The sequence below is a fragment of the Paenisporosarcina sp. NPDC076907 genome (genome assembly GCF_050269735.1).
Classification (GTDB): Bacteria; Bacillota; Bacilli; order Bacillales_A; family Planococcaceae; genus Paenisporosarcina.
In genome coordinates, this window is sequence record NZ_JBNNIX010000001.1 from 1,217,596 (window position 1) to 1,241,422 (window position 23,827).

General features: G+C 39.0%; 26 protein-coding genes. 17 read left to right on the top strand and 9 right to left on the bottom strand.

Annotated elements, in window-relative coordinates:
* Nucleotides 1–13: 13 nt before the first annotated feature.
* Together ACQKEV_RS05890 and ACQKEV_RS05895 are read left to right on the top strand one after the other, a co-directional pair.
* Complete coding sequence (locus ACQKEV_RS05890; RefSeq protein ID WP_427444259.1) at nucleotides 14–1,828, top strand: ABC transporter ATP-binding protein; 1,815 nt, start codon at nucleotides 14–16, stop codon at nucleotides 1,826–1,828.
* A gap of 62 nt (nucleotides 1,829–1,890) precedes the next feature.
* Complete coding sequence (locus ACQKEV_RS05895; protein WP_427444261.1) at nucleotides 1,891–2,550, top strand: potassium channel family protein; 660 nt, start codon at nucleotides 1,891–1,893, stop codon at nucleotides 2,548–2,550.
* A gap of 88 nt (nucleotides 2,551–2,638) precedes the next feature.
* On the opposite strand, the gene rnjA is transcribed toward ACQKEV_RS05895, so the two are convergent.
* Together rnjA and ACQKEV_RS05905 are read right to left on the bottom strand one after the other, a co-directional pair.
* The gene (gene rnjA, locus ACQKEV_RS05900; protein WP_016427836.1) at nucleotides 2,639–4,306 is read right to left on the bottom strand and encodes a ribonuclease J1; all 1,668 of its coding nucleotides are present in this window, start codon (nucleotides 4,304–4,306) and stop codon (nucleotides 2,639–2,641) included.
* A gap of 5 nt (nucleotides 4,307–4,311) precedes the next feature.
* Nucleotides 4,312–4,521, bottom strand: coding sequence for a DNA-dependent RNA polymerase subunit epsilon (locus ACQKEV_RS05905; RefSeq protein WP_427444265.1), 210 nt, complete (start codon nucleotides 4,519–4,521; stop codon nucleotides 4,312–4,314).
* A 277-nt stretch (nucleotides 4,522–4,798) separates the two neighbouring features.
* Between ACQKEV_RS05905 and ACQKEV_RS05910 the strand changes: the two genes are divergently transcribed.
* Nucleotides 4,799–5,569 carry a Cof-type HAD-IIB family hydrolase gene (locus ACQKEV_RS05910; protein WP_427444268.1) on the top strand — a complete coding sequence of 257 codons (771 nt, stop codon included), beginning with the start codon at nucleotides 4,799–4,801 and terminating at the stop codon, nucleotides 5,567–5,569.
* Between the two features lie 42 nt (nucleotides 5,570–5,611).
* Here the strand turns inward: ACQKEV_RS05910 and def are convergent, their stop codons facing one another.
* A complete protein-coding gene (gene def, locus ACQKEV_RS05915; protein WP_427444270.1) occupies nucleotides 5,612–6,166 on the bottom strand; it encodes a peptide deformylase in 555 nt (184 codons plus the stop codon).
* 141 nt (nucleotides 6,167–6,307) lie between these two features.
* Between def and ACQKEV_RS05920 the strand changes: the two genes are divergently transcribed.
* The 6 genes from ACQKEV_RS05920 to ACQKEV_RS05945 all read left to right on the top strand — a co-directional run bounded on the left by ACQKEV_RS05920 (nucleotide 6,308) and on the right by ACQKEV_RS05945 (nucleotide 13,160).
* On the top strand, nucleotides 6,308–6,952 hold the full coding sequence (locus tag ACQKEV_RS05920; RefSeq protein WP_427444273.1) for a YkyA family protein: 645 nt from the start codon (nucleotides 6,308–6,310) through the stop codon (nucleotides 6,950–6,952).
* A gap of 256 nt (nucleotides 6,953–7,208) precedes the next feature.
* On the top strand, nucleotides 7,209–8,330 hold the full coding sequence (gene pdhA, locus ACQKEV_RS05925; RefSeq protein WP_427444276.1) for a pyruvate dehydrogenase (acetyl-transferring) E1 component subunit alpha: 1,122 nt from the start codon (nucleotides 7,209–7,211) through the stop codon (nucleotides 8,328–8,330).
* 3 nt (nucleotides 8,331–8,333) lie between these two features.
* Nucleotides 8,334–9,311: an alpha-ketoacid dehydrogenase subunit beta gene (locus ACQKEV_RS05930; RefSeq protein ID WP_427444278.1), complete on the top strand. Its 978-nt coding sequence runs from the start codon at nucleotides 8,334–8,336 to the stop codon at nucleotides 9,309–9,311.
* A gap of 88 nt (nucleotides 9,312–9,399) precedes the next feature.
* On the top strand, nucleotides 9,400–10,800 hold the full coding sequence (locus ACQKEV_RS05935) for a dihydrolipoamide acetyltransferase family protein (protein WP_427444281.1): 1,401 nt from the start codon (nucleotides 9,400–9,402) through the stop codon (nucleotides 10,798–10,800).
* Between the two features lie 4 nt (nucleotides 10,801–10,804).
* Entirely contained in the window at nucleotides 10,805–12,217 is a 1,413-nt protein-coding gene (gene lpdA, locus ACQKEV_RS05940; RefSeq protein WP_427444284.1) for a dihydrolipoyl dehydrogenase, read from the top strand.
* 109 nt (nucleotides 12,218–12,326) lie between these two features.
* Nucleotides 12,327–13,160, top strand: a complete 834-nt coding sequence (locus ACQKEV_RS05945; RefSeq protein WP_427444286.1) for a polysaccharide deacetylase family protein — start codon at nucleotides 12,327–12,329, stop codon at nucleotides 13,158–13,160.
* Nucleotides 13,161–13,223: 63 nt separating this feature from the next.
* Here ACQKEV_RS05945 and ACQKEV_RS05950 read toward each other — a convergent pair whose 3' ends face one another.
* Nucleotides 13,224–14,693, bottom strand: a complete 1,470-nt coding sequence (locus ACQKEV_RS05950) for an aminotransferase class I/II-fold pyridoxal phosphate-dependent enzyme (protein WP_427444289.1) — start codon at nucleotides 14,691–14,693, stop codon at nucleotides 13,224–13,226.
* A gap of 181 nt (nucleotides 14,694–14,874) precedes the next feature.
* Here ACQKEV_RS05950 and ACQKEV_RS05955 point away from each other — a divergent pair, with 181 nt between their 5' ends.
* Both ACQKEV_RS05955 and ACQKEV_RS05960 read left to right on the top strand, forming a co-directional pair.
* The gene (locus ACQKEV_RS05955; protein ID WP_427444291.1) at nucleotides 14,875–15,831 is read left to right on the top strand and encodes an NAD(P)H-dependent flavin oxidoreductase; all 957 of its coding nucleotides are present in this window, start codon (nucleotides 14,875–14,877) and stop codon (nucleotides 15,829–15,831) included.
* A 17-nt stretch (nucleotides 15,832–15,848) separates the two neighbouring features.
* Complete coding sequence (locus tag ACQKEV_RS05960) at nucleotides 15,849–16,127, top strand: UPF0223 family protein (protein ID WP_427444294.1); 279 nt, start codon at nucleotides 15,849–15,851, stop codon at nucleotides 16,125–16,127.
* Nucleotides 16,128–16,539: 412 nt separating this feature from the next.
* On the opposite strand, the gene ACQKEV_RS05965 is transcribed toward ACQKEV_RS05960, so the two are convergent.
* A complete protein-coding gene (locus tag ACQKEV_RS05965; protein WP_427444297.1) occupies nucleotides 16,540–17,163 on the bottom strand; it encodes a YktB family protein in 624 nt (207 codons plus the stop codon).
* 156 nt (nucleotides 17,164–17,319) lie between these two features.
* Here ACQKEV_RS05965 and ACQKEV_RS05970 point away from each other — a divergent pair, with 156 nt between their 5' ends.
* Nucleotides 17,320–17,517, top strand: a complete 198-nt coding sequence (locus ACQKEV_RS05970; RefSeq protein ID WP_427444300.1) for a hypothetical protein — start codon at nucleotides 17,320–17,322, stop codon at nucleotides 17,515–17,517.
* A 110-nt stretch (nucleotides 17,518–17,627) separates the two neighbouring features.
* Nucleotides 17,628–18,419: an inositol monophosphatase family protein gene (locus ACQKEV_RS05975; protein ID WP_427444846.1), complete on the top strand. Its 792-nt coding sequence runs from the start codon at nucleotides 17,628–17,630 to the stop codon at nucleotides 18,417–18,419.
* Between the two features lie 59 nt (nucleotides 18,420–18,478).
* Here the strand turns inward: ACQKEV_RS05975 and ACQKEV_RS05980 are convergent, their stop codons facing one another.
* Nucleotides 18,479–18,664: a YlaF family protein gene (locus tag ACQKEV_RS05980; protein ID WP_427444303.1), complete on the bottom strand. Its 186-nt coding sequence runs from the start codon at nucleotides 18,662–18,664 to the stop codon at nucleotides 18,479–18,481.
* Between the two features lie 115 nt (nucleotides 18,665–18,779).
* On the opposite strand from ACQKEV_RS05980, the gene typA reads away from it, so the two are divergent.
* Both typA and ACQKEV_RS05990 read left to right on the top strand, forming a co-directional pair.
* Complete coding sequence (typA, locus tag ACQKEV_RS05985) at nucleotides 18,780–20,627, top strand: translational GTPase TypA (protein ID WP_427444306.1); 1,848 nt, start codon at nucleotides 18,780–18,782, stop codon at nucleotides 20,625–20,627.
* Between the two features lie 24 nt (nucleotides 20,628–20,651).
* Nucleotides 20,652–20,981 (top strand): YlaH-like family protein, encoded by a 330-nt coding sequence (locus ACQKEV_RS05990; RefSeq protein WP_427444308.1) that lies wholly within the window; start codon nucleotides 20,652–20,654, stop codon nucleotides 20,979–20,981.
* Here the strand turns inward: ACQKEV_RS05990 and ACQKEV_RS05995 are convergent.
* From ACQKEV_RS05995 to ACQKEV_RS06005, 3 genes are read right to left on the bottom strand one after another with little or no spacing between them, the layout of a single operon-like run.
* Nucleotides 20,968–21,426 carry a hypothetical protein gene (locus tag ACQKEV_RS05995; protein ID WP_427444311.1) on the bottom strand — a complete coding sequence of 153 codons (459 nt, stop codon included), beginning with the start codon at nucleotides 21,424–21,426 and terminating at the stop codon, nucleotides 20,968–20,970. The two genes, ACQKEV_RS05990 and ACQKEV_RS05995, sit on opposite strands and share 14 nt — an antisense overlap.
* Nucleotides 21,426–21,629 (bottom strand): YlaI family protein, encoded by a 204-nt coding sequence (locus ACQKEV_RS06000; RefSeq protein ID WP_427444314.1) that lies wholly within the window; start codon nucleotides 21,627–21,629, stop codon nucleotides 21,426–21,428. The genes ACQKEV_RS05995 and ACQKEV_RS06000 overlap by 1 nt, the downstream gene beginning before the upstream one ends.
* Nucleotides 21,630–21,641: 12 nt before the next feature.
* Nucleotides 21,642–22,142, bottom strand: coding sequence for a peptidyl-prolyl cis-trans isomerase (locus ACQKEV_RS06005; RefSeq protein WP_427444317.1), 501 nt, complete (start codon nucleotides 22,140–22,142; stop codon nucleotides 21,642–21,644).
* A gap of 168 nt (nucleotides 22,143–22,310) precedes the next feature.
* Between ACQKEV_RS06005 and ACQKEV_RS06010 the strand changes: the two genes are divergently transcribed.
* Together ACQKEV_RS06010 and ACQKEV_RS06015 are read left to right on the top strand one after the other, a co-directional pair.
* Nucleotides 22,311–22,592 carry a DUF1507 family protein gene (locus ACQKEV_RS06010; protein WP_427444319.1) on the top strand — a complete coding sequence of 94 codons (282 nt, stop codon included), beginning with the start codon at nucleotides 22,311–22,313 and terminating at the stop codon, nucleotides 22,590–22,592.
* Nucleotides 22,593–22,660: 68 nt separating this feature from the next.
* Nucleotides 22,661–23,824, top strand: coding sequence for an FtsW/RodA/SpoVE family cell cycle protein (locus tag ACQKEV_RS06015; RefSeq protein WP_427444322.1), 1,164 nt, complete (start codon nucleotides 22,661–22,663; stop codon nucleotides 23,822–23,824).
* Nucleotides 23,825–23,827: the final 3 nt, after the last annotated feature.

Genomic DNA, 23,827 nt, shown 5'->3' on the forward strand with positions numbered 1-23,827 from the left:
AGGCGGAATCACATTGACTAAACAAATTAATCCAAGTGTATTAAAACGATTCCGCTACTCTTCGGATGATGTAATTGATGCACCGTTTAACTGGTCTCAACTCGCTAGGCTGTTTAAGTACGTAAAACCTTATTCAAAAACGCTGTTACCAAAAGCTTTTATCGCCGTCACGATCACAACACTAATCAGATTGATCATCCCTATTCTGATAGGGGAGTATGCCATTAATCAAGCATTGGAAAATAAAGATACACAGATGCTTTGGGTGGTTGTCAGCTCTATTGCCGTTTTGTATATTATCAACACGGTTGCCAACCGGTACCGAATACGATGGATGAATGAGCTCGGTCAAAATGTGATATACGATTTGCGTAAACATTTATTTACCCATGTTCAATGGCTATCTCATCGATTTTTCGATCAACGGTCAGCCGGCTCAATACTCGTCAGAATCATGAATGATATTAACTCTTTGCAAGAATTGTTTACGAACGGGGTAATAAACTTACTGATGGATTTACTGCTTCTTGCAGGAGTTCTCATCATCCTGTTCACACTCAGTCCACCACTTGCTTTAGCAGTACTTGTTATTTTGCCGTTAATGTTCTTCATCTCGACGACGTTACGTAAAAACATTCGTCGTTCATGGCAAGATGTAAGGATGAAACAAGCAAAAATCAATTCCCATTTGAATGAAAGTATTCAAGGTATGCGAATCACTCAATCATTTACTCAAGAAAATGAAAATATGGCTTTCTTTAATGGAATAAATGAAGAAAGCTTTGAATCATGGAGGGTTGCCACTAAAAAGAACTCCATGTTCCGCCCATTCGTAGAAATGACAAATGCCGTTGGTTCAGTTGTTTTGATTTTGTATGGTGCGTATTTAATTCAAAATAACCAACTTGACCTTGGCGCATTCGTCGCGTTTGCCTTTTATCTCGGCATGTTCTGGGAACCAATTTCACGCTTAGGACAGATCTATAACCAGTTACTGATGGGAATGGCATCTTCTGAACGCATATTCGAATTCTTGGATGAGCAGCCACTAGTGCATGAAAAAGCTAACCCAACCAAAATCAATCAATTGCAAGGACATATCGAATTTGAAAATGTTCAATTTGGTTACGAAAAAGATCGCCTTGCATTAAAAGGAATTTCTCTTGAAATGAAGGCGGGGGAAACCGTTGCCCTGGTTGGTCATACGGGCTCTGGTAAAACAACAATTGCCAACCTTGTATCGCGTTTCTACGATCCGACAGACGGTGTAGTGAAAATGGATGGAATGGATATCCGCGATTTATCATTAAGTGCGTTACGTGAACAAATTAGTATTGTCCTTCAGGAAACGTTTATTTTCTCAGGTACAATTATGGATAATATTCGCTTCGGTAATCCTCACGCAACGGATGAAGAAGTAATGAAAGCGGCAGAAGCTGTGGGGGCCAATCGTTTTATTGAGCGTTTATCGAATGGATACGATACAGAAGTGGAAGAGCGCGGAAACATCTTATCTGTTGGTGAACGTCAACTGTTATCTTTTGCACGAGCACTTCTAGCAAATCCTAGAATTATCATTTTGGATGAAGCAACAGCTTCCATTGATACAGAAACTGAACTGCAAATTCAACAGGCTTTGCGTACACTACTTAAGAATCGGACGGCCATTATGATTGCTCACAGACTCTCGACTATCCGTGAAGCAAACCAGATTATTGTGCTGGAACATGGACGTGTTCTTGAATCAGGCGATCATGATTCTTTAATGAAAGACCGTGGTCATTATCACCAGTTGGTTATGTCCCAATTTGGAGAAGCCCTAAAATGAATTGAGCGTCAATTAAAGTTGTGATACACTATGTCCATTCGTTCCGCAACGGAGGTTGAAAGATGAAGAAAGAATTCGTAGTTATAGGATTAGGTCGATTTGGAGGAAGTATTGTAAGAGAACTGATTGAACAAGGTGCAGACGTTATGGCAATCGATAAGTTTGCTGATCGTGTCGATGAATTTGCATCAATTGCAACACAAGCAATTGTTGCAGATACGACAGATGAATCTGTGTTGAAATCACTTGGGATTCGTAATTTTGAACATGTAATCGTGGCAATTGGTGAGGACATTCAATCTAGTATTTTAACAACTTTGATGTTAAAAGAAATTGGTGTCAATAAAATCACCGTTAAAGCGCAAAATGATTACCATGAAAAAGTATTGCGTAAAATTGGTGCAGATCAAGTGGTCCATCCTGAACGTGATATGGGTATTCGTATCGCCAACAACATCATGACAAATAATGTACTGGATTACTTAGAGTTATCGGATGAACATTCAATCATGGAAATAAAAGCGAATGAAATATTGGCTGGCTCTACATTAATTGATTTAGATATCCGTGCGAAGTTTGGAATAAACATTGTTGCAATTAAGCGGGGAGCGGAAATTCTTGTTTCTCCTCAAGCAGATGAAGAAATCCAAATCAATGACGTTCTGATTGTCATCGGTGCTGACGCAGATATTATTCGCTTTGAAAAAAAAGCAATGCATTAACGAAAAGCGAATCGTAAATAAAGCTCGCAAAAATAAAAGCTGTGCAACCGACACATTACGTGTCGGTCGCACAGCTTTTTACATGGGATTATACTTCCATGATAATTGGTAGAATCATTGGACGACGTTTTGTTTTTTCGTATAAATACGGTCCCAATACGTCTGTAATTTCGTTTTTCAATTCTGACCAAGGAGTTGCCTTAGATTGAATTGTTTTTTGTAAGTGACGATTTAACATATGTTGCGCTTCGTTAATCATCGCACCTGATTCACGCATGTAAACAAAACCACGAGAAATGATGTCTGGACCTGAAACAATCTTCTGACGTTCTTGGTCTGTACTAACAACAACAATAACTAAACCTTCTTCAGAAAGAATTCGGCGATCTCGTAAAACGATATTACCGATATCTCCGATGCCGCTACCATCAATATACACATCACCTGAAGGAATACGACCAGCAACAGCTGCTTGGTTTTGGCTAAGTGCCAAAACATCACCATTTTCCATAATAAATGTGTTTTCTGGCTCAACATCACAATCTACTGCTAGTTCAGTATGCATTTTTAACATGCGATATTCACCATGAATCGGCATAAAGAACTTAGGTTTCATCAGACGTAACATTAATTTTTGTTCTTCTTGAGAACCATGACCGGAAGTATGAATGTTATTCAATGAACCATGAATAACATCGGCTCCTGCACGGAATAGCAAGTTGATTGTACGGTTAACGCTTGTACGATTACCAGGAATCGGTGAAGATGAGAAAATTACGGTATCGGCTGGTTGAATTTGAATTTGACGATGTGTGCCATTTGCAATTCGAGACAACGCTGCCATAGGTTCACCTTGGCTACCGGTACATAAAATCATCACTTCATTCGCAGGTAGACGATTTAATGATTGAGCATCTACGAATGTTTCTTTGGGTGCAGTAATATATCCAAGCTCACGCCCGATTGTAATCGCATTGTCCATGCTTCGTCCAAAAACAGCAATTTTACGTCCGTGATGGACAGCCGCTTCAGTTACTTGTTGTAAACGATGAATATTTGATGCAAAAGTAGCGAAAATGATACGACCATCCACTTTACGGAAAATTTCCGACAAGCTTTCGCCGACTTTCCGTTCCGACATTGTAAAATTGGGAACTTCTGCATTTGTACTATCAGATAGTAAACACAGCACGCCGTCACGGCCAATTTCAGCCATTTTCGTTAAGTTAGCCGGTTCACCAACTGGTGTAAAATCAAATTTAAAATCTCCTGTATGTACAACATTACCTGGTGGAGTTTTAACTACAATTCCGTAAGCATCAGGAATACTGTGCGTTGTACGGAAGAAACTCACTGAAGTCTTTCTGAATTTAATCACGTCTTCTTCAGCGATTACATGCATCTTTGTCGTACGCAATAAACCATGTTCTTCTAGTTTATTTCGTAATAAACCCAGAGCAAGTTTGCCTCCATATACAGGGATATTCAGTTGTTTGAGCAAGTAGGGAATACCGCCGATGTGATCTTCGTGACCGTGAGTAATAAATAGACCTTTAATCTTGTCTACATTTTTCACAAGGTACGTGTAATCAGGAATAACATAATCAATCCCGAGTAAATCATCTTCAGGGAATTTAATACCTGCATCAATTAAAATTATTTCATCTTGGAATTGAACACCATAAGTGTTTTTACCGATTTCGCCCAGTCCGCCGAGTGCGAAAACCGCTGTTTGATCATTCTTAACAAATTTCATGTGGTTTAAATTTTCTCCACTGTGTAGTTTTCGCTAGCTTGTTCGTAAGATAAATGATTACCTTCGAGTAGCTGTACGAATTCGATGTTATACTTGCGGTCCTTTAACGCGTAACGAACTTCGCGTTCAGAGGATGCTTCGATGTAAAGGCTTTTTGTGTTTTCGCGAACTGGCACTTCAAGCACGTTTTCTTGGTAATAAACTTTGTAAATCATGTTTTGCTCTCCTTTTTCACGTTCAAAATAATTTCATTCTCTTTATATTATCACGAGCGCCTTTTAAAATAAAGAAAAGCCCTACTATAAATAGCAGGACAAAAAATTATGCAATTGATTTTTTCCCGAGTATGCCGCCCAATCGTCTTAACAATTTCTTTTTTAGACGCTTTAACATGGCAAATCACTCCTCATACATCATTATACAGAAAATTGCAACTTTTGTAAAGGGGCCGTGTCTTTAGTACACTGAAGGACTCGAGGAAGGGTGAAGGTTTTGAAAAAAGTATTATTTTTCGATATTGACGGAACGTTATATGATTCCGAAAAAAAGTTACCGGCAAAGGCGAAAGAAGCTGTCTTTCAAGCTCGAAAAAATGGTCATGAAGTTTTTATCGCAACTGGACGAGCACCTTTCATGATTCAAGATGTCCTGAAAGAATTGGAGATTGATTCATACATTTGTTTTAACGGTCAATATATTGTCTATAAAGGGGAAGTGGTATCCCATACGCAAATTAATCTGGAACTTCTCAGATCGGTATCTGCCTATGCGGATAGCAACAATCATCCCATTGTATATATGAATGCCGAAAAAATGGTTTCATCTATTGCGTTTCACCCACATGTGGAAGAGAGTTTCGGGAGCCTGAAGTACCCTCATCCTGCATTTGAGGAAAATTTTTTCCAAAATCAAAAAATTTACCAAGCACTTGTGTTTTGCTCTATAGAAGAAGAACAGACCTATAAAGAAAATTTTCCGCTTTTGAAATTCGTCAGATGGCATCGAGTATCTGTTGATATTTTGCCTAAAGGGGCGTCTAAAGCCAATGCCATACACTTTTTATGTGAAAAACTAAATATCGCTCTTGAAGACACAATTGCTTTTGGAGATGGGCTTAATGATATCGAAATGATGGAATCAGCAGGTTATGGCGTTTGTATGGGCAATGGACATGAAGAAGCGCTTAAACGAGCTAAATATGTGACCACTCATGTCGACGAAGATGGATTAGTAAATGCTATGAGATATTTAAAGCTCATTTAATAAAAAGAGAAAAGGTTCCCGAAAATTCCGGGAACCTTTTATTTATTTTCGTTCATATGGAACAGCATCTGGAATATCAGCAAAAGGATTTTGTTGGTTGATGTGATCAAAGAACATAATCCCGTTCAAATGATCCAACTCGTGTTGAAAAGCGATAGCTGGCAATCCTTTTAAACGGAGCTTAAATTCTTTTCCGTCTGGATAGAAGCCTTTAACGGTTATTCGTGCGTACCTTGGCACATATCCTTCTATCGAACGATCAACTGATAAACAGCCTTCACCAACCGTAATATACGTTTTTTCAACTGAATGACTGATTATTTTAGGATTTATGGCAACTATACTTAATTTGGTTTCATCATCTGGTAAGTGCAGTGCAAACATACGCTTTGATACATTTACTTGGGGTGCAGCAATTCCGATACCAGGACGTAAATCATAGCGCCCTACCATTTCTGGATTTTGACTATTTTTTACATAGTCCAACAAGTCCTCTGCAAGTTTTGCATCTTCAGAGGAGAGCGGAAATGCTACTTCTTGTGCTTTTTTTCGCAGAGTCGGATGCCCTTCGCGAATAATATCTTTCATAACAAACATCGTGGTCTTCCTTTCCAACTTTCATTCTTTATTTAGTATAGCGAACGTTAGCCATCGTGCAAACGAAAATGACTACTTTAGTCAAGTTGAAATTTTTCACTTGAAGGACTATAGTAGAAAAAGATTTGGGAGGTTATTAAAATGAGAAATTTTGTAATTGGTACCGTCTTGTCTACTTCACTTTTGTTATCCGCATGTTCAATCGGAACATCTGCTGAGCAGCAATTATCAGATTCATTAACAAAAGTATATGATGAAGAACAAGGATATCGTGACGCGCAAGCAAAATTGGCTGAATTAGAAAAGAAAGAACAGCTTACATTTAATCAAACGATGGAGCTTACTCAAAATCAAAAAGAAGAAGTAAGTGTAAAAGTTGAAGAATTAAAATCGTCATTGGCTAAAAGATTGACTCTATTAAAAGAAGAGAATGATTCCATTAAAAATGCACAGGAATCACTTTCCACTTTAGATAAAATAGTAGAAGATGCCAAAGATGATCAAATTAAATCATCCGTTTCCGATTTGCAGGGAGTCATGGATGCGCGTTATGAAGCACATGACCAAGTCAGCGCAGAATATCAAAAGTTAACTGATCTACAAAGCGCATTATATGAAATGCTAACAAAGGAAGAAACGCAACAAGCTGAACTCCAAAAACAAGTGGTCAAAGTTAATGAACAAAACGAAGTTGTTCAATCAGCTATTAATGCATTCAATGATGCCACAAAACAATTAAATGAAAAGAAAGAGTCTGTGTATGATTCTTTACAAGAAGAAAAGTAAAACGATCTCAATTTGAGGTCGTTTTTTTGCGTGATAGAGAGAGTGAGAGATTAATACGTTTTATAATACAGAGGTTTATTTGTACTAGTACAGTTTCAAGAAAAGTGAATAGTCTTTCAATTACAAGCTCATATTTCACTAGAGTTTCCAATCATTGACCACCAAAATAAAGTTGAGTATACTAGGGAAGAATGAACATTGTATCACTCGATTTTTACAGTTTTTTTAATACAGTTACTTAAGGAGAGGTGTTAACATGGCTGCAAAAAATGCCAAGCAATTAGGACCAGTAGAAACACTTCAAGCCATCGAAGAAAAATTTGAAATGTTTCAGATTTTGAATGAAGAAGGCGAGATAGTTAACAAAGATGCAGACCCGAATTTATCGGATGAAGAATTAGTCGAATTAATGCGCCGCATGGTGTATACGCGTATTCTTGACCAACGTTCTATTTCTTTAAACAGACAAGGACGTTTAGGTTTCTATGCACCGACAGCTGGACAAGAAGCTTCTCAATTAGCTTCTCATTATGCACTTGAAAAAGAAGATTTCATTTTACCTGGTTACCGCGATGTACCTCAGATGATCTGGCACGGGTTGCCACTTTCACAGGCATTCCTTTTCTCTCGTGGGCACTTCATGGGGAATCAGATTCCTGAGAACGTGAAAGTATTCCCGCCTCAAATCATTATTGGTGCTCAATTCATCCAAGCGGCTGGTGTGGCACTTGGTATGCAAAAGCGTGGCAAAAAATCAGTTGCTGTGACTTACACAGGTGATGGTGGTTCTTCGCAAGGTGACTTCTACGAAGGTATTAACTTTGCAGGTGCTTTCCGCTCTCCAGCTATTTTCATTGTTCAAAATAATCAATTTGCAATCTCAACTCCACGTGAATTGCAAACAGCTGCTAAAACAATCGCTCAAAAAGGAGTTGCAGCAGGTATTCCAAGTATCCTAGTTGATGGAATGGATCCATTGGCAGTTTATGTTGCAACACGCGATGCTCGTGAACGTGCAGTGAATGGTGAAGGCCCAACATTAATTGAAACATTATGTTACCGTTATGGACCACATACGATGGCAGGGGATGACCCGACACGTTACCGTACATCTGATACAGATTCAGAGTGGGAAAAGAAAGATCCATTGGTTCGTTTCCGTGCTTATTTAGAAGCAAAAGATCTTTGGAATGAAGAAAAAGAAAATGAAGTAATCGAACAAGCTAAAGAAGAAATCAAAGATGCCATTAAAACGGCTGATGCTGCTCCGAAACAAAAAGTGACGGACTTAATGGAAATTATGTATGATCCTAACGAAGAAATGCCATATCACTTAAAAGAGCAATATGAACTTTACAAAGAGAAGGAGTCGAAGTAACCGATGGCACAAATGACGATGATTCAAGCTATTACGGATGCACTCCGTACAGAGCTTAAGAATGACGAAAACGTCCTCGTCTTCGGTGAAGACGTTGGAAATAACGGCGGTGTATTCCGTGCGACTGAAGGCTTACAAAAAGAATTTGGCGAAGATCGTGTATTTGATACACCTTTAGCTGAATCAGGTATTGGTGGTTTAGCGGTTGGTCTTTCACTTGAAGGCTTCCGTCCAGTTCCAGAAATTCAGTTCTTTGGTTTCGTTTATGAAGTAATGGATTCGATCAGTGGCCAATTAGCTCGTATGCGTTTCCGCAGCGGTGGCAAATACAGTGCTCCGGTAACAATCCGTTCTCCATTCGGTGGCGGTGTTCATACTCCTGAAATGCACGCGGACAGCTTAGAAGGTTTGGTAGCTTCTCAGCCTGGTTTGAAAGTAGTTATTCCTTCTTCACCTTACGATGCTAAAGGATTATTAATTTCTGCTATCCGTGATAATGACCCAGTTATTTTCTTGGAACACATGAAGTTATACCGCTCATTCCGTGAAGAGGTACCTGAAGAAGAATACACAATTCCTTTAGGTAAAGCGGAAGTAAAACGTGAAGGTACAGACCTAACGATTATTGCTTACGGCGCAATGGTACACGATAGCTTAAAAGCTGCAGAAGAACTTGAAAAAGAAAACTACTCAGTAGAAGTAATCGATTTACGTACTGTTCAACCATTGGATATTGAAACAATCATTGCTTCTGTTGAAAAAACAGGACGTGCGGTTGTTGTTCAAGAGGCACAAAAACAAGCAGGTATTGCTGCTAACGTAGTTGCTGAAATTAACGAACGTGCAATTCTTAGCCTAGAAGCACCAGTATTACGTGTATTTGCACCAGATACAATCTTCCCATTCGCTCAAGCGGAATCAGTTTGGTTACCAAACTCGAAGGACATTGTAGCAACAGCTAAAAAAGTACTAACATTCTAATTGTAAGTTCAAAAAGTCCAGTCAAGATTTCTTGTTGGTCTTTTGGACTTAAAGATAGTAAACACTCACAACTGAAAGGGTGAATTTTGTGGCATTTGAATTTCGATTACCGGATATCGGTGAAGGTATACACGAAGGCGAAATCGTAAAATGGTTTGTTAAAGCGGGCGACACTATTGGCGAAGATGATATTTTATGTGAAGTTCAGAATGACAAAGCTGTCGTTGAAATTCCTTCTCCTGTTGCAGGAAAAGTGGAAGAAGTGCTTATTGGAGAAGGTACAGTTGCAACTGTAGGCCAAATCTTGATTCGCATCGACGCACCAGGCTATGAAGATCTTCAATTTAAAGGTGGTCACGAAGACGAACCTAAAGCAGAAGAGAAAACAGAAGCTCAAGTACAAGCTACTGCAGAAGCTGGACAAGAAGTAGAAAAAGAAGCAACGCCAGTAGCAAAAGATCAAGCTCTTGAAAAAGAAGCAGCTGAACCAACAAAAGCGGCTCCTAAAGCAGACGCAACATCGAAGACTGAAAAAGACCCAAATGGTCGCGTAATTGCGATGCCTTCCGTGCGTAAATTTGCACGTGATAATGATGTCGAAATTTCTCAAGTCAACGGATCAGGTAAAAATGGCCGTGTGATGAAAGAAGATATCGAAGCATATATGAATGGTGGGCAAACATCTGAAGCACCTGAACAAAATACAGTTGCTGCAAATGAAGAATCAACAAGCGAAGAAAAAGTTGAAAAAGCAGCGAAACCTGCCGCTCCATCTTTGGAAGGTGAATTCCCTGAAACTCGTGAGAAGATGTCAGGTATTCGTAAAGCAATCGCCAAAGCGATGGTTCACTCGAAGCATACAGCTCCTCATGTAACATTAATGGACGAGGTTGATGTAACCGAGCTTGTTGCACACCGTAAGAAATTTAAAGATTTAGCAGCGGAGAAGAATGTGAAATTGACTTATTTACCATACGTTGTAAAAGCATTGGTAAGCACACTTCGTGAGTTCCCAGACTTCAACCGTTCATTGGATGACGAAGCTGGCGAAATCATTCAAAAGCATTACTTCAATATCGGGATTGCAGCTGATACTGAAAAAGGCTTGTTAGTACCGGTTATCAAACATGCTGACCGTAAATCTGTCTTTGCGATTTCAGATGAAATCAATACGCTTGCAGGAAAAGCTCGTGATGGGAAGTTATCACCTTCAGAAATGAAGGGCGCATCTTGTTCAATCACGAATATTGGCTCTGCTGGTGGACAATGGTTCACTCCTGTAATCAATCATCCTGAAGTTGCTATTTTAGGAATTGGTCGTATTGCAGAGAAACCTGTCATAAAAAATGGTGAAATTGTAGCCGCTCCTGTGTTAGCATTATCATTGAGCTTTGATCATCGTATGATCGACGGTGCGACTGCTCAGCACGCATTAAATAACATTAAGCGTTTGCTTAGCAATCCAGAACTTTTATTAATGGAGGCGTAAAAACATGGTAGTAGGAGATTTCCCAATCGAAACAGATACGCTCGTCATCGGCTCAGGCCCTGGCGGATATGTTGCGGCCATACGTGCTGCGCAAACTGGTCAAAAAGTGACAATCGTTGAAAAAGAACATTTAGGCGGCGTTTGTTTGAACGTTGGTTGTATTCCTTCTAAAGCGTTAATTTCAGTCGGTCACCGTTTTGAACAAGCAAAACATTCAGATGATATGGGTATTACTGCATCTGAAGTTACAATTGATTTTTCAAAAGCCCAAGCTTTCAAAGACAGTGTCGTTAAAAAATTAACGGGTGGCGTTGAAGGTTTACTAAAAGGGAATAAAGTTGAAATCGTTCGTGGCGAAGCATACTTTGTTGATGCTAACACTGTTCGTGTAATGGACGAAAATTCAGCACAAACGTATAAATTCAAAAACGCGATTATCGCAACAGGCTCACGTCCTGTTGAGATTCCATCATTCAAATTTACAAAACGTGTGTTAAGTTCAACAGGAGCTTTGGCTCTTGGAGAAATCCCAGGAAAATTAGTTGTTATCGGTGGCGGTTATATCGGAACTGAACTAGGAACTGCTTTTGCAAACCTAGGTTCTGAAGTAACAATCATCGAAGGCGGCGACGATATTTTAGCTGGATTCGAGAAACAAATGACTCAAATCGTTAAAAAAGGCTTGAAGAAAAAAGGTGTCAATGTTGTTGTGAAAGCATCAGCAAAAGGCGTCGAAGAATCAGATTCAGGCGTTACAGTTACGTACGAGGCAGGCGGCGAAGAGAAAAAAGTCGAAGCGGATTATGTATTAGTAACAGTAGGCCGTCGTCCAAACACGGATGAAATGGGTCTAGAAGAAATCGGCATCAAAATGGGTGAACGTGGCTTGATCGAAGTTGACAAGCAAGTTCGCACAAACATCGAAAACATTTTTGCAATTGGTGATGTAGTTTCAGGTCCTCAGCTTGCTCACAAAGCTTCTTACGAAGGTAAAGTGGCAGCTGAAGTTATCGCTGGTCAAACATCGGTGGTGGATTACTTAGCAATTCCAGCTGTATGTTTCACAGATCCTGAACTTGCAACAGTTGGCTTAAATGAAGAACAAGCTAAAAAAGAAGGCTTTGAAGTAACGGCTGGGAAATTCCCATTCGGTGCTAACGGTCGTGCATTGGCATTAAACGCTACAGACGGTTTTGTGAAACTTGTTTCACGTAAATCGGATGGTTTGTTATTAGGTGCTCAAATTGTCGGTCAAGGTGCTTCTGATATGATTGCTGAACTTGGTTTAGCTATTGAAGCGGGTATGACAGTAGAAGATATTGCTATGACAATTCATGCACATCCAACTTTGGGAGAAATCTCAATGGAAGCTGCTGAAGTGGTTATGGGTCACCCAATTCATATCATTACAAAATAAGTTAATACTAGAGTCGTACAGGGTAAACCTGTACGACTTTTTTTAGTCTCTGGATAGACAGTGGAAAATCATGTTAAAATGACATTCGAAAGGGTCACGGTGATACATCATGAAATACACAAAACTAATGAGTATGAGTTTATTAGCAATAATGCTGGCTGCTTGTGGAAGCGAAGAAACAAAAACAACTACATCCGCACCAACCCAACAGGAAGTTAAGGACGAGGTAGTTGAAGATAAAGAAGTTGAAAATGATGAAGAGGATACACAAGAAGAGACAGAAGAGGTAACTGCACCCTTGGAGCCTCTATATACGTTGAATGAAGCCAATTGGTCGTTCAAGCCAATTGCCGATGCGCCTTCCAAAGTTGTTCTATTAACGATTGATGACGCACCTGACAAACGATCACTAGAAATGGCAAAAACGTTAAAAGCTTTGAATGCACCAGCTATTTTCTTTGTAAATGGACATTTTTTGGATAGTGACGAAAAAAAAGCAGTATTAAAAGAAATACATAACATGGGCTTTGCTATTGGTAACCATACGCAAACGCATGCGAACTTGAAACAACTGACTGAAGATGAACAGCGTGCTGAAATCATGCAGGTGAGTGAAACGATTGAAGCTGTAATTGGGGAAAAACCGAAATTTTTCAGAGCCCCATTCGGAGCAAATACTGATTTTAGTAAAGCTCTCGTAAAAGAACAAGGCATGCTGTTAATGAATTGGACTTACGGATACGACTGGGAATCGAATTACCAAGATGCCAATGCTTTGAAAGATATCATGGTTAATACAGAGTATTTAACAAATGGTGCTAACTTATTAATGCATGACCGAAAATGGACCGCTGAAGCCCTTGGTGGAATAGTAGAAGGTTTACGAGCAAAAGGGTACGGCATGATCGACCCTGCTACCATACAAGGTGTAACAGGGGAATAATGACTAACAAGAAAGGCTGAGCCTCCCAGTGAAGGAGACTCAGCCTTTTTTACTTCATTTACTTTAATAGAACGCTTTATGTTCTTTAATAACTCGAATCAATTTCAATTCATCGTCTTCTGGCCCTTGTACAGGTAAGCCCGCTTCGATATTCATATGAATATAAGCGATATTATCTTCCGTAATGATTTCACCTGGTATGAAAATTGGGATACCCGGAGGATATACCATAATAAATTCAGCTGAAATACGACCTACAGAATCTGCAAACGGTACAACTTCAGTTGTCGCATAAAAAGCGTCACGAGGCGTCATGGCTAAACGTGGTATATCAGGCATTGTTACAAATGCTTCTACGATTTCAGCATCCGCTTCAAATGATTGGGCCATACGCTGAAGGGCATTGACAAGCAAGTTCAATTCTTTTTTGGAATCCGCAATCGTCACGATGCACAGAATATTGTATAAATCGGATAATTCAACTTCGATGTTTGCTTTTTCGCGTAACCATTCTTCCGCTTGGTGTCCTGTAATCCCTAAATTTTTGACACTGATCAACAATTTAGTAGGATCCATATCGTGTGTTGCGGAAGTTCGCAATATTTCTTCTCCTACACAGTGTAAGTTTGGAATCTGATTGATTCGCTTGCGTGTATCTTTTGCTAATCGAATGGCAGTTGTCAATAAATCATGCCCATGAATGGCTAACTGGCGTCGCGCAGTATCTAATGAAGCAAGGATTGGATATGATGTCGAAGTTGTTGTTAACATCGATAAAATGGATTGTACACGCTTAGGTGATACCAAGCCTTCACGAACATTTAATACTGAGCTTTGTGTCATTGAACCGCCCAGTTTGTGAACTGAAGTGGCAGCCATATCAGCACCTGCAGCCATAGCTGATACCGGTAGAGATTCATGGAAATGTATATGGACACCATGTGCTTCATCCACCAAAACGGGAATATTACGATTGTGTGCTATTTCAACAATGCGTGTTAAGTCTGCAGCAAAACCGAAGTAAGTAGGGTTAATGACAAGAACGGCTTTTGCATCAGGATGAGCATCTAAAGCTTTTTCCACAGATTCTGCAGAGATGCCGTGTGATATTCCAAGTTCCGGATCCACTTCTGGGTGTATGAAGACTGGACTTGCGCCAGCAAATACAATGGCAGACATAATAGATTTGTGAACATTGCGCGGAACTAAGATTTTATCTCCAGGACCGACAACACTTAAAATCATCGTCATAATTGCACCGCTTGTACCTTGAACAGAGAAAAATGTATAATCGGCACCAAAAGCTTCTGCTGCTAATTCTTGCGCTTTTTTAATCGCACCTTTTGGTGAGTGTAAATCATCAAGTGGGGCAATATTGATTAAATCTATAGATAGGATATTATCGCCTACGAATTCACGGAACGCAGGGTCGACACCATTACCTTTTTTATGACCGGGAATATGAAACTGAATAGGATGTCGATTGCGATGTTTTAGCAAGACATCAAATAAAGGGGTTTCTAACTGAGACAATGGACGTACCACCTCAACTTTCTTAATGATGGCATTCAAATATTTTGGAATACCGATTTAAAAATGAAAATGAAAAACAAGTGAATTATAGCATTTAGTATAGCTAATGACCATAAATATTAGAGGAATTTCGACAATAAAATTGAATATAGTACAATTAATTGATAGGAGGAAACTAAAAATGAACTGGCAAACACGAATAACAGAATTACTACATATTAAATATCCAATCATTCAAGGTGGACTTGCATATCTTGCGTATGCGGATTTAGCGGCTGCTGTCTCGAATGCTGGAGGACTTGGTCAGATTACGGCAATGAGTCTCGAGTCACCTGAAGCACTGCGAAACGAAATACATAAAGTACGTACTATGACCAATCAACCGTTCGGCGTGAACTTTGCCATTGGGGATCAGGGTCGGCCGTTTTCGCATATGCTTGAAGTCGCTATTGAAGAAAAGGTGCCGGTTGTCTCGATGACAGGAGGAAATCCTACGCCTATTTTTGATCAATTAAAAGGAACGGATATAAAAAAACTGGTGTTGGTAGCTGCTACAAGACAAGCGCAAAAAGCGGAAGAACTTGGTGCTGACGCTGTCATGGTTGTGGGCCAGGAGGGTGGAGGGCATTTGGGTCGTGATGACGTTGGAACAATGGTACTTGTCCCGCGTGTAGTAGATGCTGTGTCCATTCCTGTAATAGCCTCTGGTGGAATAGGGGATGGCAGAGGTCTCATGGCTGCGCTCGCGCTTGGTGCGGAAGGAATTGAAATGGGTACTCGTTTTATTGCAACAAAAGAATGCGTTCATGCTTCTCATGTCTACAAACAAGCTTTAATTGATAGTTCTGAAACTGGCACGACAGTAATCAAGCGATCCATAGGCGCACCTGCCCGCGCCTTAATCAATCCTTGGGCGGAAAAAATCCGTGAAATTGAAGTTGAGATGCCGACATACGAAGCTTTAAGAGAGTATATTAGTGGGGAAGCAAACAAACAATATATTTATGAAGGTAATGCTGAAAAGGGCTTTGGTTGGGCTGGACAAGTAGCAGGTTTAATTGATGACATCCCGTCAGTAGAACAATTAATTACTCGAATGATTTCACAAGCAGAAGACTTCCGCTTAAAATGGAAGTAAGGAAAGGGTGAATAAACATGAGTTTTGCATATCCATTTTCAAAAGATTGGTCGACTGAGGAAATAATCGCTGTCGTTCAATTTTTTGAAGTCATAGAATACGCTTACGAACAAGGTGTAAACCGAGAAGTCTTGATGGAAAAATATCGACGTTTTAAAGAGGTAGTTCCGTCAATGGCTGAAGAGAAAACTTACTTCAGGGAATTCGAAAAAGAAAGCGGCTATATTTGTTATCCAATCATCAAAAAAATGAAAGAAACGACTAAAGGTGCAATCATTAAAGGGGCAGGGAAATAATTTAAGCTGGCTAGATTGTAAATAAGAAATTCTTTTAAAATCAAAAGTTAAATGCTATTGGTCTACGAAAGAATATACGCTTTTGCTCGGGAAACAACCTGCCAAAGATGAAATTTTGGCAGGTTCCTTCTTTTCTTATCCGATTGTGAGAAGTTTCTTTGTTTTTCGTCTATAATGAACGGTTTTTCTGAGGCTGAAAGGCGAAACCCGACTCTTGGTTGTAAAAATCGAGGTTGACGTAGGAAAAATTGGAGTTGACGTAGGAAAAATTGACCTTCACGTAGGAAAAATCGCCGTTCACGTTGTAAAAACATCTTTTTGCAAGTTTCGTCAATCAAGTGACAAAACAAAACAAACGCTCAGAGTGAAAATTTCTCTGAGCGTTTTTCGTCTTTAACGAATCCTTGTTATGTTATTTATTAACCATCACATAATAGACAGGTAATAACGCTTCAAATGTTTCTTCAGCAAATGAGGCGAATTCTTCCTCTGACATTTCAATTGCCTTTTCTCTTGAAAGATGGCGTCCAACTAAAAACTCGGCTTTCTTCACTTCTTTTAAACGCGTCAATAAAGAAGGCAATTGTTCTTTGTGTGCCGTTTTAAGTGGAATTGCTTTAGGGGACATGTGATCGCCTGAAACAATAAAGTCTTGAGGGAGTTTCTTAAACAAACTTTTCTTTTTCAATAATCTTTCTGCAATTTGTACTTTATCTGGTACTTCATAAATGACAGCCAAAATAATGAACACATGCGTACCCCATAAACCGATTTGAAAATGGGGAATCGCTTTGTATCCTCGTTTGTATGGAGCGAATGCCACCCAGGAATCTTTTGGTGGATTTACGGAACGTCTGGCATGCTTCGCGACATGCGGAAAGAATTCACCGCCTGTGTTACTTGAAAAATAAGCTGCATATGTATGACCGAAAGCTTCGAACTTTGGTCGGACTTTTTCTATCAAAGCTTGCATACGATGTTCTAAACCTTCTATTTGAAAAACCTCAAAATCATCCTTTTCCCATTGATATTTCAACTTTTTTTCCACCTTTCGTACTTCCTATGTTTATTTTAATCAAAAAGTGGGAAAAAATCTTGTAAGTAAGCTTTATGGAGTTGACAAAAACAACTTAACGCCATATTGTATATAAAACATTCTGAATATTTAGATAAAAGAAAAGGGGTGTAAGACATGAAACAAGTTGTCCAAATCATTCGTAAAGAAGACGTTGAGAAAAAGATGGTTTTCGGATTGAAATTAGACCTTGACTATGAACTTGCCTCTTTGTACGATGCGATGCAAGAGAAAAATCAAGCAGAAATCGACAAGAGCAAAGTAAGGCTTGGCGAAATTCATAAGCAATTGAAGGCTCTCCATGCTTTACACTAAAAAGAAATCCAGCCCTTATACTTAAACGCACCTGATCGTCTATTTCTGACATCAGGTGTTTTTTTGTTTATAATATGAGAAGAGAAAGATTTAGAAAGGCGGCAATTTCATTGGAACTTCAACAACTCGATCGCTATGCAAAAGCATTAATCAAAGAAGCAGGCAGAAAGATTCGCCACTCGTTAACTTATGATTTAGTTATCGAATCAAAAGCAGATGCCAATGATTTGGTAACTAATATGGATAAAGAAATTGAACAATTTTTCATTGAGCATATCCGAAAAGATTACGTTGGACATGCAATTTTAGGTGAAGAAGGATTCGGTGATGTTCTCGAGTCATTGAATGGTTATGTGTGGATGTTAGATCCTATAGACGGAACAATGAACTTTATTCACCAACAACGAAATTTCGCCATTTCATTAGGCATATTTAAAGATGGTGTTGGAGTTTTTGGTTACATATATGACGTTATGAATGACGAGTTATACAGTGCTCAGAAAGGTCATGGTGCTTATTTAAATGATGAGCCAATTCCAATGTTGGAGTCGACAACGATTTCCAAAGCAATTATTGGAATGAATGCGAGTTGGGTGGTTCCGAATCGACATATTGAAAATGAAGGGCTTATTCGATTGGTCAAAGATGTTCGTGGAATCCGTTCATATGGTTCTGCAGCACTTGAGCTTGCTTATGTTTCGACAGGGCGAATTGATGCTTATATGTCCATGCGTTTATCGCCGTGGGATGTTGCTGGAGGTGTTGTCATTGCCGAAGAAGTGGGAGCCGTAGCGACCAATTTGAATGGACAACCTTTAAAGTTTTTAGGGCAAGACACCTTTATTGTGGCACGTAAGAGTTTGCACGATTCTTTATTGGCGAATTATATTACCATGAAATAAAAAGGAAGGAATGGAGTGCGTCCATTCCTTCCTTTTTTATTTTTCACATCATAACTTGCTTATAATGTTCCTTCATCACGCATTTTCTTTTTCGTTTTAAATCCGAAACCCATGACAATAATAAGTAGTGTAATACTTGCAAAGATGCCAATCACACTACGTAATCCAACAGATATTCCAATCGCAAACATCGATAATAGAGCTAAAAGGGAATATAGTACAAATACCCATTTAATATTTTTCACAAAGTACCCTCCACAAAAGCGATAATATTCTTACAATTCTAAATCAGACAAATAGTAACAACATGTGCTATAATAACACAGTTAAGGACTCGAAAAAAGAATATGGAGTGAAACAATGACTAATTTACGTCAAGACCTAAGAAACATTGCAATTATTGCCCACGTTGACCATGGTAAAACAACTTTAGTTGACCAATTATTAAAACAATCCGGTACTTTCCGTTCAAATGAACATGTGGACGAGCGTGCGATGGATTCAGGTGATATCGAGCGCGAGCGTGGTATTACGATTCTTGCTAAAAACACAGCGATTCAATATAAAGATGTGAAAATCAACATTCTTGATACACCTGGACACGCTGACTTTGGTGGAGAAGTTGAACGTATTATGAAAATGGTAGACGGTGTTCTACTTGTTGTGGATGCTTACGAAGGTTGTATGCCACAAACTCGTTTCGTATTGAAAAAAGCTTTGGAACAAAACTTACAACCAATCGTAGTTGTAAACAAAATTGACCGTGACTTTGCTCGCCCAGAAGAAGTAGTAGATGAAGTTCTTGAACTTTTCATTGAATTGGAAGCAAATGATGATCAATTGGAATTCCCTGTTATCTTCGCATCAGGTATGAACGGTACTGCAAGTCTTTCACCAGTTGCTGCAGAGCAAGATGAAAACATGCAAGTACTTTATGATGCAATTATTGAACATATCCCGGCTCCAGTAGACAACAAAGAAGAGCCTCTTCAATTCCAGGTATCTCTTCTTGACTACAATGATTATGTTGGCCGTATTGGTATCGGTCGCGTATTCCGTGGAACGATGGAAGTAGGACAACAAGTATCTCTTATGAAACTAGACGGGAAAGTGAAAAACTTCCGTGTAACAAAAATGTTTGGTTTCATGGGTCTTAAACGTGTTGAAATCCAAAAAGCTTCTGCAGGTGATTTAATTGCCGTATCAGGGATGGAAGATATCAACGTTGGAGAAACAGTTTGTCCAACTGAGCATCCTGAAGCATTACCAATCTTGCGCATTGATGAGCCGACTCTTCAAATGACGTTCCTAGTGAACAACAGTCCATTTGCTGGACGTGAAGGTAAGTGGGTAACATCTCGTAAAATTGATGAGCGTCTTCAATCTCAACTTGAAACAGACGTATCACTTCGTGTAGATCCAACTGATTCTCCTGATGCATGGGTTGTATCCGGTCGTGGGGAATTACATTTATCTATCTTGATTGAAAACATGCGTCGTGAAGGTTTTGAATTACAAGTTTCAAAACCAGAAGTAATTGTTCGTGAAGTTGATGGGGTTCGTTGTGAGCCGGTTGAGCGTGTACAAATTGATATTCCTGAAGAACATGTAGGTTCAATCATTGAATCAATGGGTGAGCGTAAAGGTGAAATGCTTGATATGGTCAACAATGGTTCAGGTCAAGTACGTTTAATCTTTATGGTTCCTGCTCGTGGTTTGATTGGATACACAACTGAATTCATGACGTTAACTCGTGGATACGGAATCATCAACCATACTTTCGACAGCTACCAACCAATGCAAAAAGGTCGCGTAGGCGGACGTAGTAAAGGTGTTCTAGTGGCGATGGCAACAGGACAAGCTTCTGAATACGGAATTCTAGGTATTGAAGACCGCGGTACAATTTTCGTTGAACCAGGTACTGATATTTATGAAGGAATGATCGTTGGAGAGCATACTCGTGATAATGACTTAACAGTTAACATTACGAAGATGAAAGCTGCCAATAACATCCGTTCTGCTAACAAAGAAGCGACAACTACACGTAAAAAACCACGTATCATGACGTTGGAAGAATCACTTGAATACCTAAATGATGATGAGTACTGTGAAATTACACCTCAATCGATTCGTTTACGTAAAAAAGTTCTTGATAAAAACGAACGTGAACGTGTAACGAAAAAGGCGAAAACTGCAGAAAATAGTTAATCGCGATAGAAAGGTTGAGAAATCTTGGCTGAACAGCAATTTGTCTATGACAAGATGTACCCAGTTGCACGTTGGCTTTATGAAATCCTTCCGAACTATGATGTGGCAGGATACGCATTGTATCTTGTCATCTTCTTACTATCGGCGGTAGTGTACAAATTAGGATTTGCTAAAAAATTAAGAATGGGACAAAACATCGTAATCTACTTATTTTTGTTGATTGGATGTATCATGCTTACTTTTTTAGCTTTCTTCCTACCAATAGTAGAAGGATTAATTATTGCCGCAATGATATTGATTTTGTATAAAATTCGTTTGCATAATGAAAAAAAGAGAAGCGCTAGCGCAAGCTAGTGCTTCTCTTTTTTCTATATAACATGGGAAGTAACCAAACATAAAACAAGTGTGCAAGTGACCAATAGCCAAATGCCTGCCAATCATTCCATACTGGAACTTCTTTAATGGCGAGTGCACTAAGAATAAAATACAAACCGAACGTTGGTAAGCAAAGTAAAAAACTAAGTAACCACAATTTTGGAAGACTGTCTTCGATATGCAATCTTTTCGCAAAGGTAACAAAGGCGAATGCGATCACTATAGAGATGAGTATATGAAATAAGAATTCAATCGTTTCGGGCCATTGTACACTACCGAAAATAGGGATGAAGTCAACATTAAGCAATAAAGTATAGACATGTACATTCGTTACAGATTGAATAAATTTCATTAAGAGACCTAATAAAATCCCGCTAAATATGCCAATGTAAAGTGAATTGACGATATGTGAACGGGTAAACATTAGAAATCTTCTTCTATTCTGCGTGAACTTTTGTAAAAAATAAAGTCACCGGTTGCCAATCGTGCTTGCGTCTTTTCTTCTATACGTTCATGGCACGGATCACACATATACGTATGAATTGGTCGATTACGCAATTTTTTTGCTTGTGGTGAATCATCAGGTAATTGGTTGATGTTATCACAAATGACACATTTTACACGCATCAAAACGACCTCCTAATCTACTCGGACTGCTTGTACATGTTTGATGGGATTTTCCAAGTTCGATCCATCTGCAAGAAGGACATAAACTGGGCCATCTTCAAGTAAAGGTTTCCCGTCCTGGCTATATTTAAAAATTAACAAATCTGCTTGTTCCAATGTAAAAGAATGTTCTTCGCCATTCGCAGTTTCGATAATGACAGATTTTGCGTCATCATTGACTTCCGCATTTTTTAAAAAATGTTTTAAATAAATACCAAAAGTCCCAGTCAGAATTTTTGTCTTCTCGTATTTTTTCTCTGTTTTTAATGTAGGTGGATATGTTGCACCCTCCATGATTTCACGCGACCAATGGGCAGACATATTTTTAGTATATTCATCCAGTTCATTCTTTTCTAGTTGTTGTTCAGTGAAAAATGTTTTTAAATCAATTCGTCGATCATCAAAAATCCAAACACCAGGATCTAAAGTAATTTTAAATTTAACATTGCCTTTAATAGGAATAATCGTTTCCATTTTGTTGGTGCCTCCTTGCAAGTTGCATTTCTTCTACTAGTATAACCCTTTGCTTATAGGTAAAAAAGAATTAAGTTCAGAAAGATTCACAGTGGAAGCGATACTTGCATTTTTGTCACTAGAAAGATACACTTTACTAAGACAATATAAGGTAATGGGGGCGTCCTCATGGATACTAAATCTCAACAATCGTACCAGCAGAAAGCTATGGAATTATTAAAAGCTGATGCGGAAAAAATAGCAAAACTTATCAAGGTTCAAATGGACCATTTGACGATGCCGCAATGCCCACTTTACGAAGAAGTCTTAGATACCCAAATGTACGGTCTATCTAAAGAAATCGATTTCGCAGTAAAATTAGGGCTTATTGAGCGTGAAGAAGGAAAGTTAATTCTTTCTACACTTGAAAAAGAATTATCTGTGTTGCACGATGCTTATACAGAGAAATAAGTAAAAAACTCAAACTCAACATGTGTTTGAGTTTTTTTGCTAGAAAAAAAGAAAAAGAGGTTTCAAAAATGATCCCATACATCAAGCGCTATGCAAAAAACTTTGATTACTCCTTATTTATTACATATATGTTTTTATGCCTGTTTGGCTTGGTGATGATTTACAGTGCCAGCATGGTATGGTCCGTCAATCGATACGATTTCGAGCCGGATCACTTTTACAAAAAACAAATCTTGAATTTGATATTAGCGGTTCCAGTATTTTTGGTTGGTGCTCTATTTCCTTATAAGCATTATCGAAAAAAACCAATGATGATTGCGATGTTGGTTGTTATGTTTATATTGCTGGTAGCCGTTCATTTTATTGGCTATGCTGCGGGTGGTGCGAAGAGTTGGATTAATCTTGGATTTGGGAATATCCAGCCTTCAGAGCTCGCAAAAATAATTATGGTGCTCTATTTTGCCGGTGTATTTGCCAATAAAGCGAGAAAAGGTCCCATTGATAGTTTTAACCAGTCAATTGCACCTCCTGTAACAGTGCTTGTATTGGCCGTTGCCTTGGTGTTGAGTGAAGTAGATATGGGTTCAGCCATGATTATCTTTTTTACGGCCATTTCTGTAATGGCTGCTAGTGGTATCCGTATCCAGACCTTTGTAAAAATAAGTGGTATTATCATTGGCGCACTTGCTTTAATAACACCACTTTTGTATTTAGTAAGAGATAAATTTATTACGGAAAGACGATTAGGTCGAATTGAGGCTTTTCTAAATCCATTTGAATATGAACAAGGCTATGGATACCAAGTGGTAAATGGTTATTTGGCGATCGGTGCAGGGGGTCTAAAAGGTCTTGGGCTTGGACAGTCCGTACAGAAACTAGGTTATTTACCGGAACCACAAACAGACTTTATCATGGCGATCATCGCTGAGGAACTGGGAATATTCGGGGTATTGATTGTTATCGGTGGTCTAGGATATATCGTATTACGAGCAATGGTCATTGCTTTATCGGCAGAAGACCCACATGCCCGTATGATTGCAGCGGGTTTTGGAAGTTTCATAGGTTTCCAGACATTTATCAATCTAGGTGGATTGCTTGGTCTGATTCCTCTAACTGGAGTACCACTACCATTTATAAGTTATGGCGGAACTTCTGTGATTTTGTTATCTTTAGCTATGGGCATACTGCTAAATGTGTCCATGTTTGTCAAATACGAAAAAACGCGAAGCTAAGGG

What these genes read in the sequence shown, in the direction of transcription:
- ACQKEV_RS05895 (WP_427444261.1), top strand. Translation starts at nt 1,891, where the DNA reads ATGAAGAAAGAATTCGTAGTTATAGGATTAGGTCGATTTGGAGGAAGT.
- rnjA (WP_016427836.1), bottom strand. Translation starts at nt 4,306, where the DNA reads ATGAAATTTGTTAAGAATGATCAAACAGCGGTTTTCGCACTCGGCGGA.
- ACQKEV_RS05905 (WP_427444265.1), bottom strand. Translation starts at nt 4,521, where the DNA reads ATGATTTACAAAGTTTATTACCAAGAAAACGTGCTTGAAGTGCCAGTT.
- def (WP_427444270.1), bottom strand. Translation starts at nt 6,166, where the DNA reads ATGTTTGTTATGAAAGATATTATTCGCGAAGGGCATCCGACTCTGCGA.
- ACQKEV_RS05920 (WP_427444273.1), top strand. Translation starts at nt 6,308, where the DNA reads ATGAGAAATTTTGTAATTGGTACCGTCTTGTCTACTTCACTTTTGTTA.
- pdhA (WP_427444276.1), top strand. Translation starts at nt 7,209, where the DNA reads ATGGCTGCAAAAAATGCCAAGCAATTAGGACCAGTAGAAACACTTCAA.
- ACQKEV_RS05930 (WP_427444278.1), top strand. Translation starts at nt 8,334, where the DNA reads ATGGCACAAATGACGATGATTCAAGCTATTACGGATGCACTCCGTACA.
- lpdA (WP_427444284.1), top strand. Translation starts at nt 10,805, where the DNA reads ATGGTAGTAGGAGATTTCCCAATCGAAACAGATACGCTCGTCATCGGC.
- ACQKEV_RS05945 (WP_427444286.1), top strand. Translation starts at nt 12,327, where the DNA reads ATGAAATACACAAAACTAATGAGTATGAGTTTATTAGCAATAATGCTG.
- ACQKEV_RS05955 (WP_427444291.1), top strand. Translation starts at nt 14,875, where the DNA reads ATGAACTGGCAAACACGAATAACAGAATTACTACATATTAAATATCCA.
- ACQKEV_RS05960 (WP_427444294.1), top strand. Translation starts at nt 15,849, where the DNA reads ATGAGTTTTGCATATCCATTTTCAAAAGATTGGTCGACTGAGGAAATA.
- ACQKEV_RS05970 (WP_427444300.1), top strand. Translation starts at nt 17,320, where the DNA reads ATGAAACAAGTTGTCCAAATCATTCGTAAAGAAGACGTTGAGAAAAAG.
- typA (WP_427444306.1), top strand. Translation starts at nt 18,780, where the DNA reads ATGACTAATTTACGTCAAGACCTAAGAAACATTGCAATTATTGCCCAC.
- ACQKEV_RS05995 (WP_427444311.1), bottom strand. Translation starts at nt 21,426, where the DNA reads ATGTTTACCCGTTCACATATCGTCAATTCACTTTACATTGGCATATTT.
- ACQKEV_RS06000 (WP_427444314.1), bottom strand. Translation starts at nt 21,629, where the DNA reads ATGCGTGTAAAATGTGTCATTTGTGATAACATCAACCAATTACCTGAT.
- ACQKEV_RS06005 (WP_427444317.1), bottom strand. Translation starts at nt 22,142, where the DNA reads ATGGAAACGATTATTCCTATTAAAGGCAATGTTAAATTTAAAATTACT.
- ACQKEV_RS06010 (WP_427444319.1), top strand. Translation starts at nt 22,311, where the DNA reads ATGGATACTAAATCTCAACAATCGTACCAGCAGAAAGCTATGGAATTA.
- ACQKEV_RS06015 (WP_427444322.1), top strand. Translation starts at nt 22,661, where the DNA reads ATGATCCCATACATCAAGCGCTATGCAAAAAACTTTGATTACTCCTTA.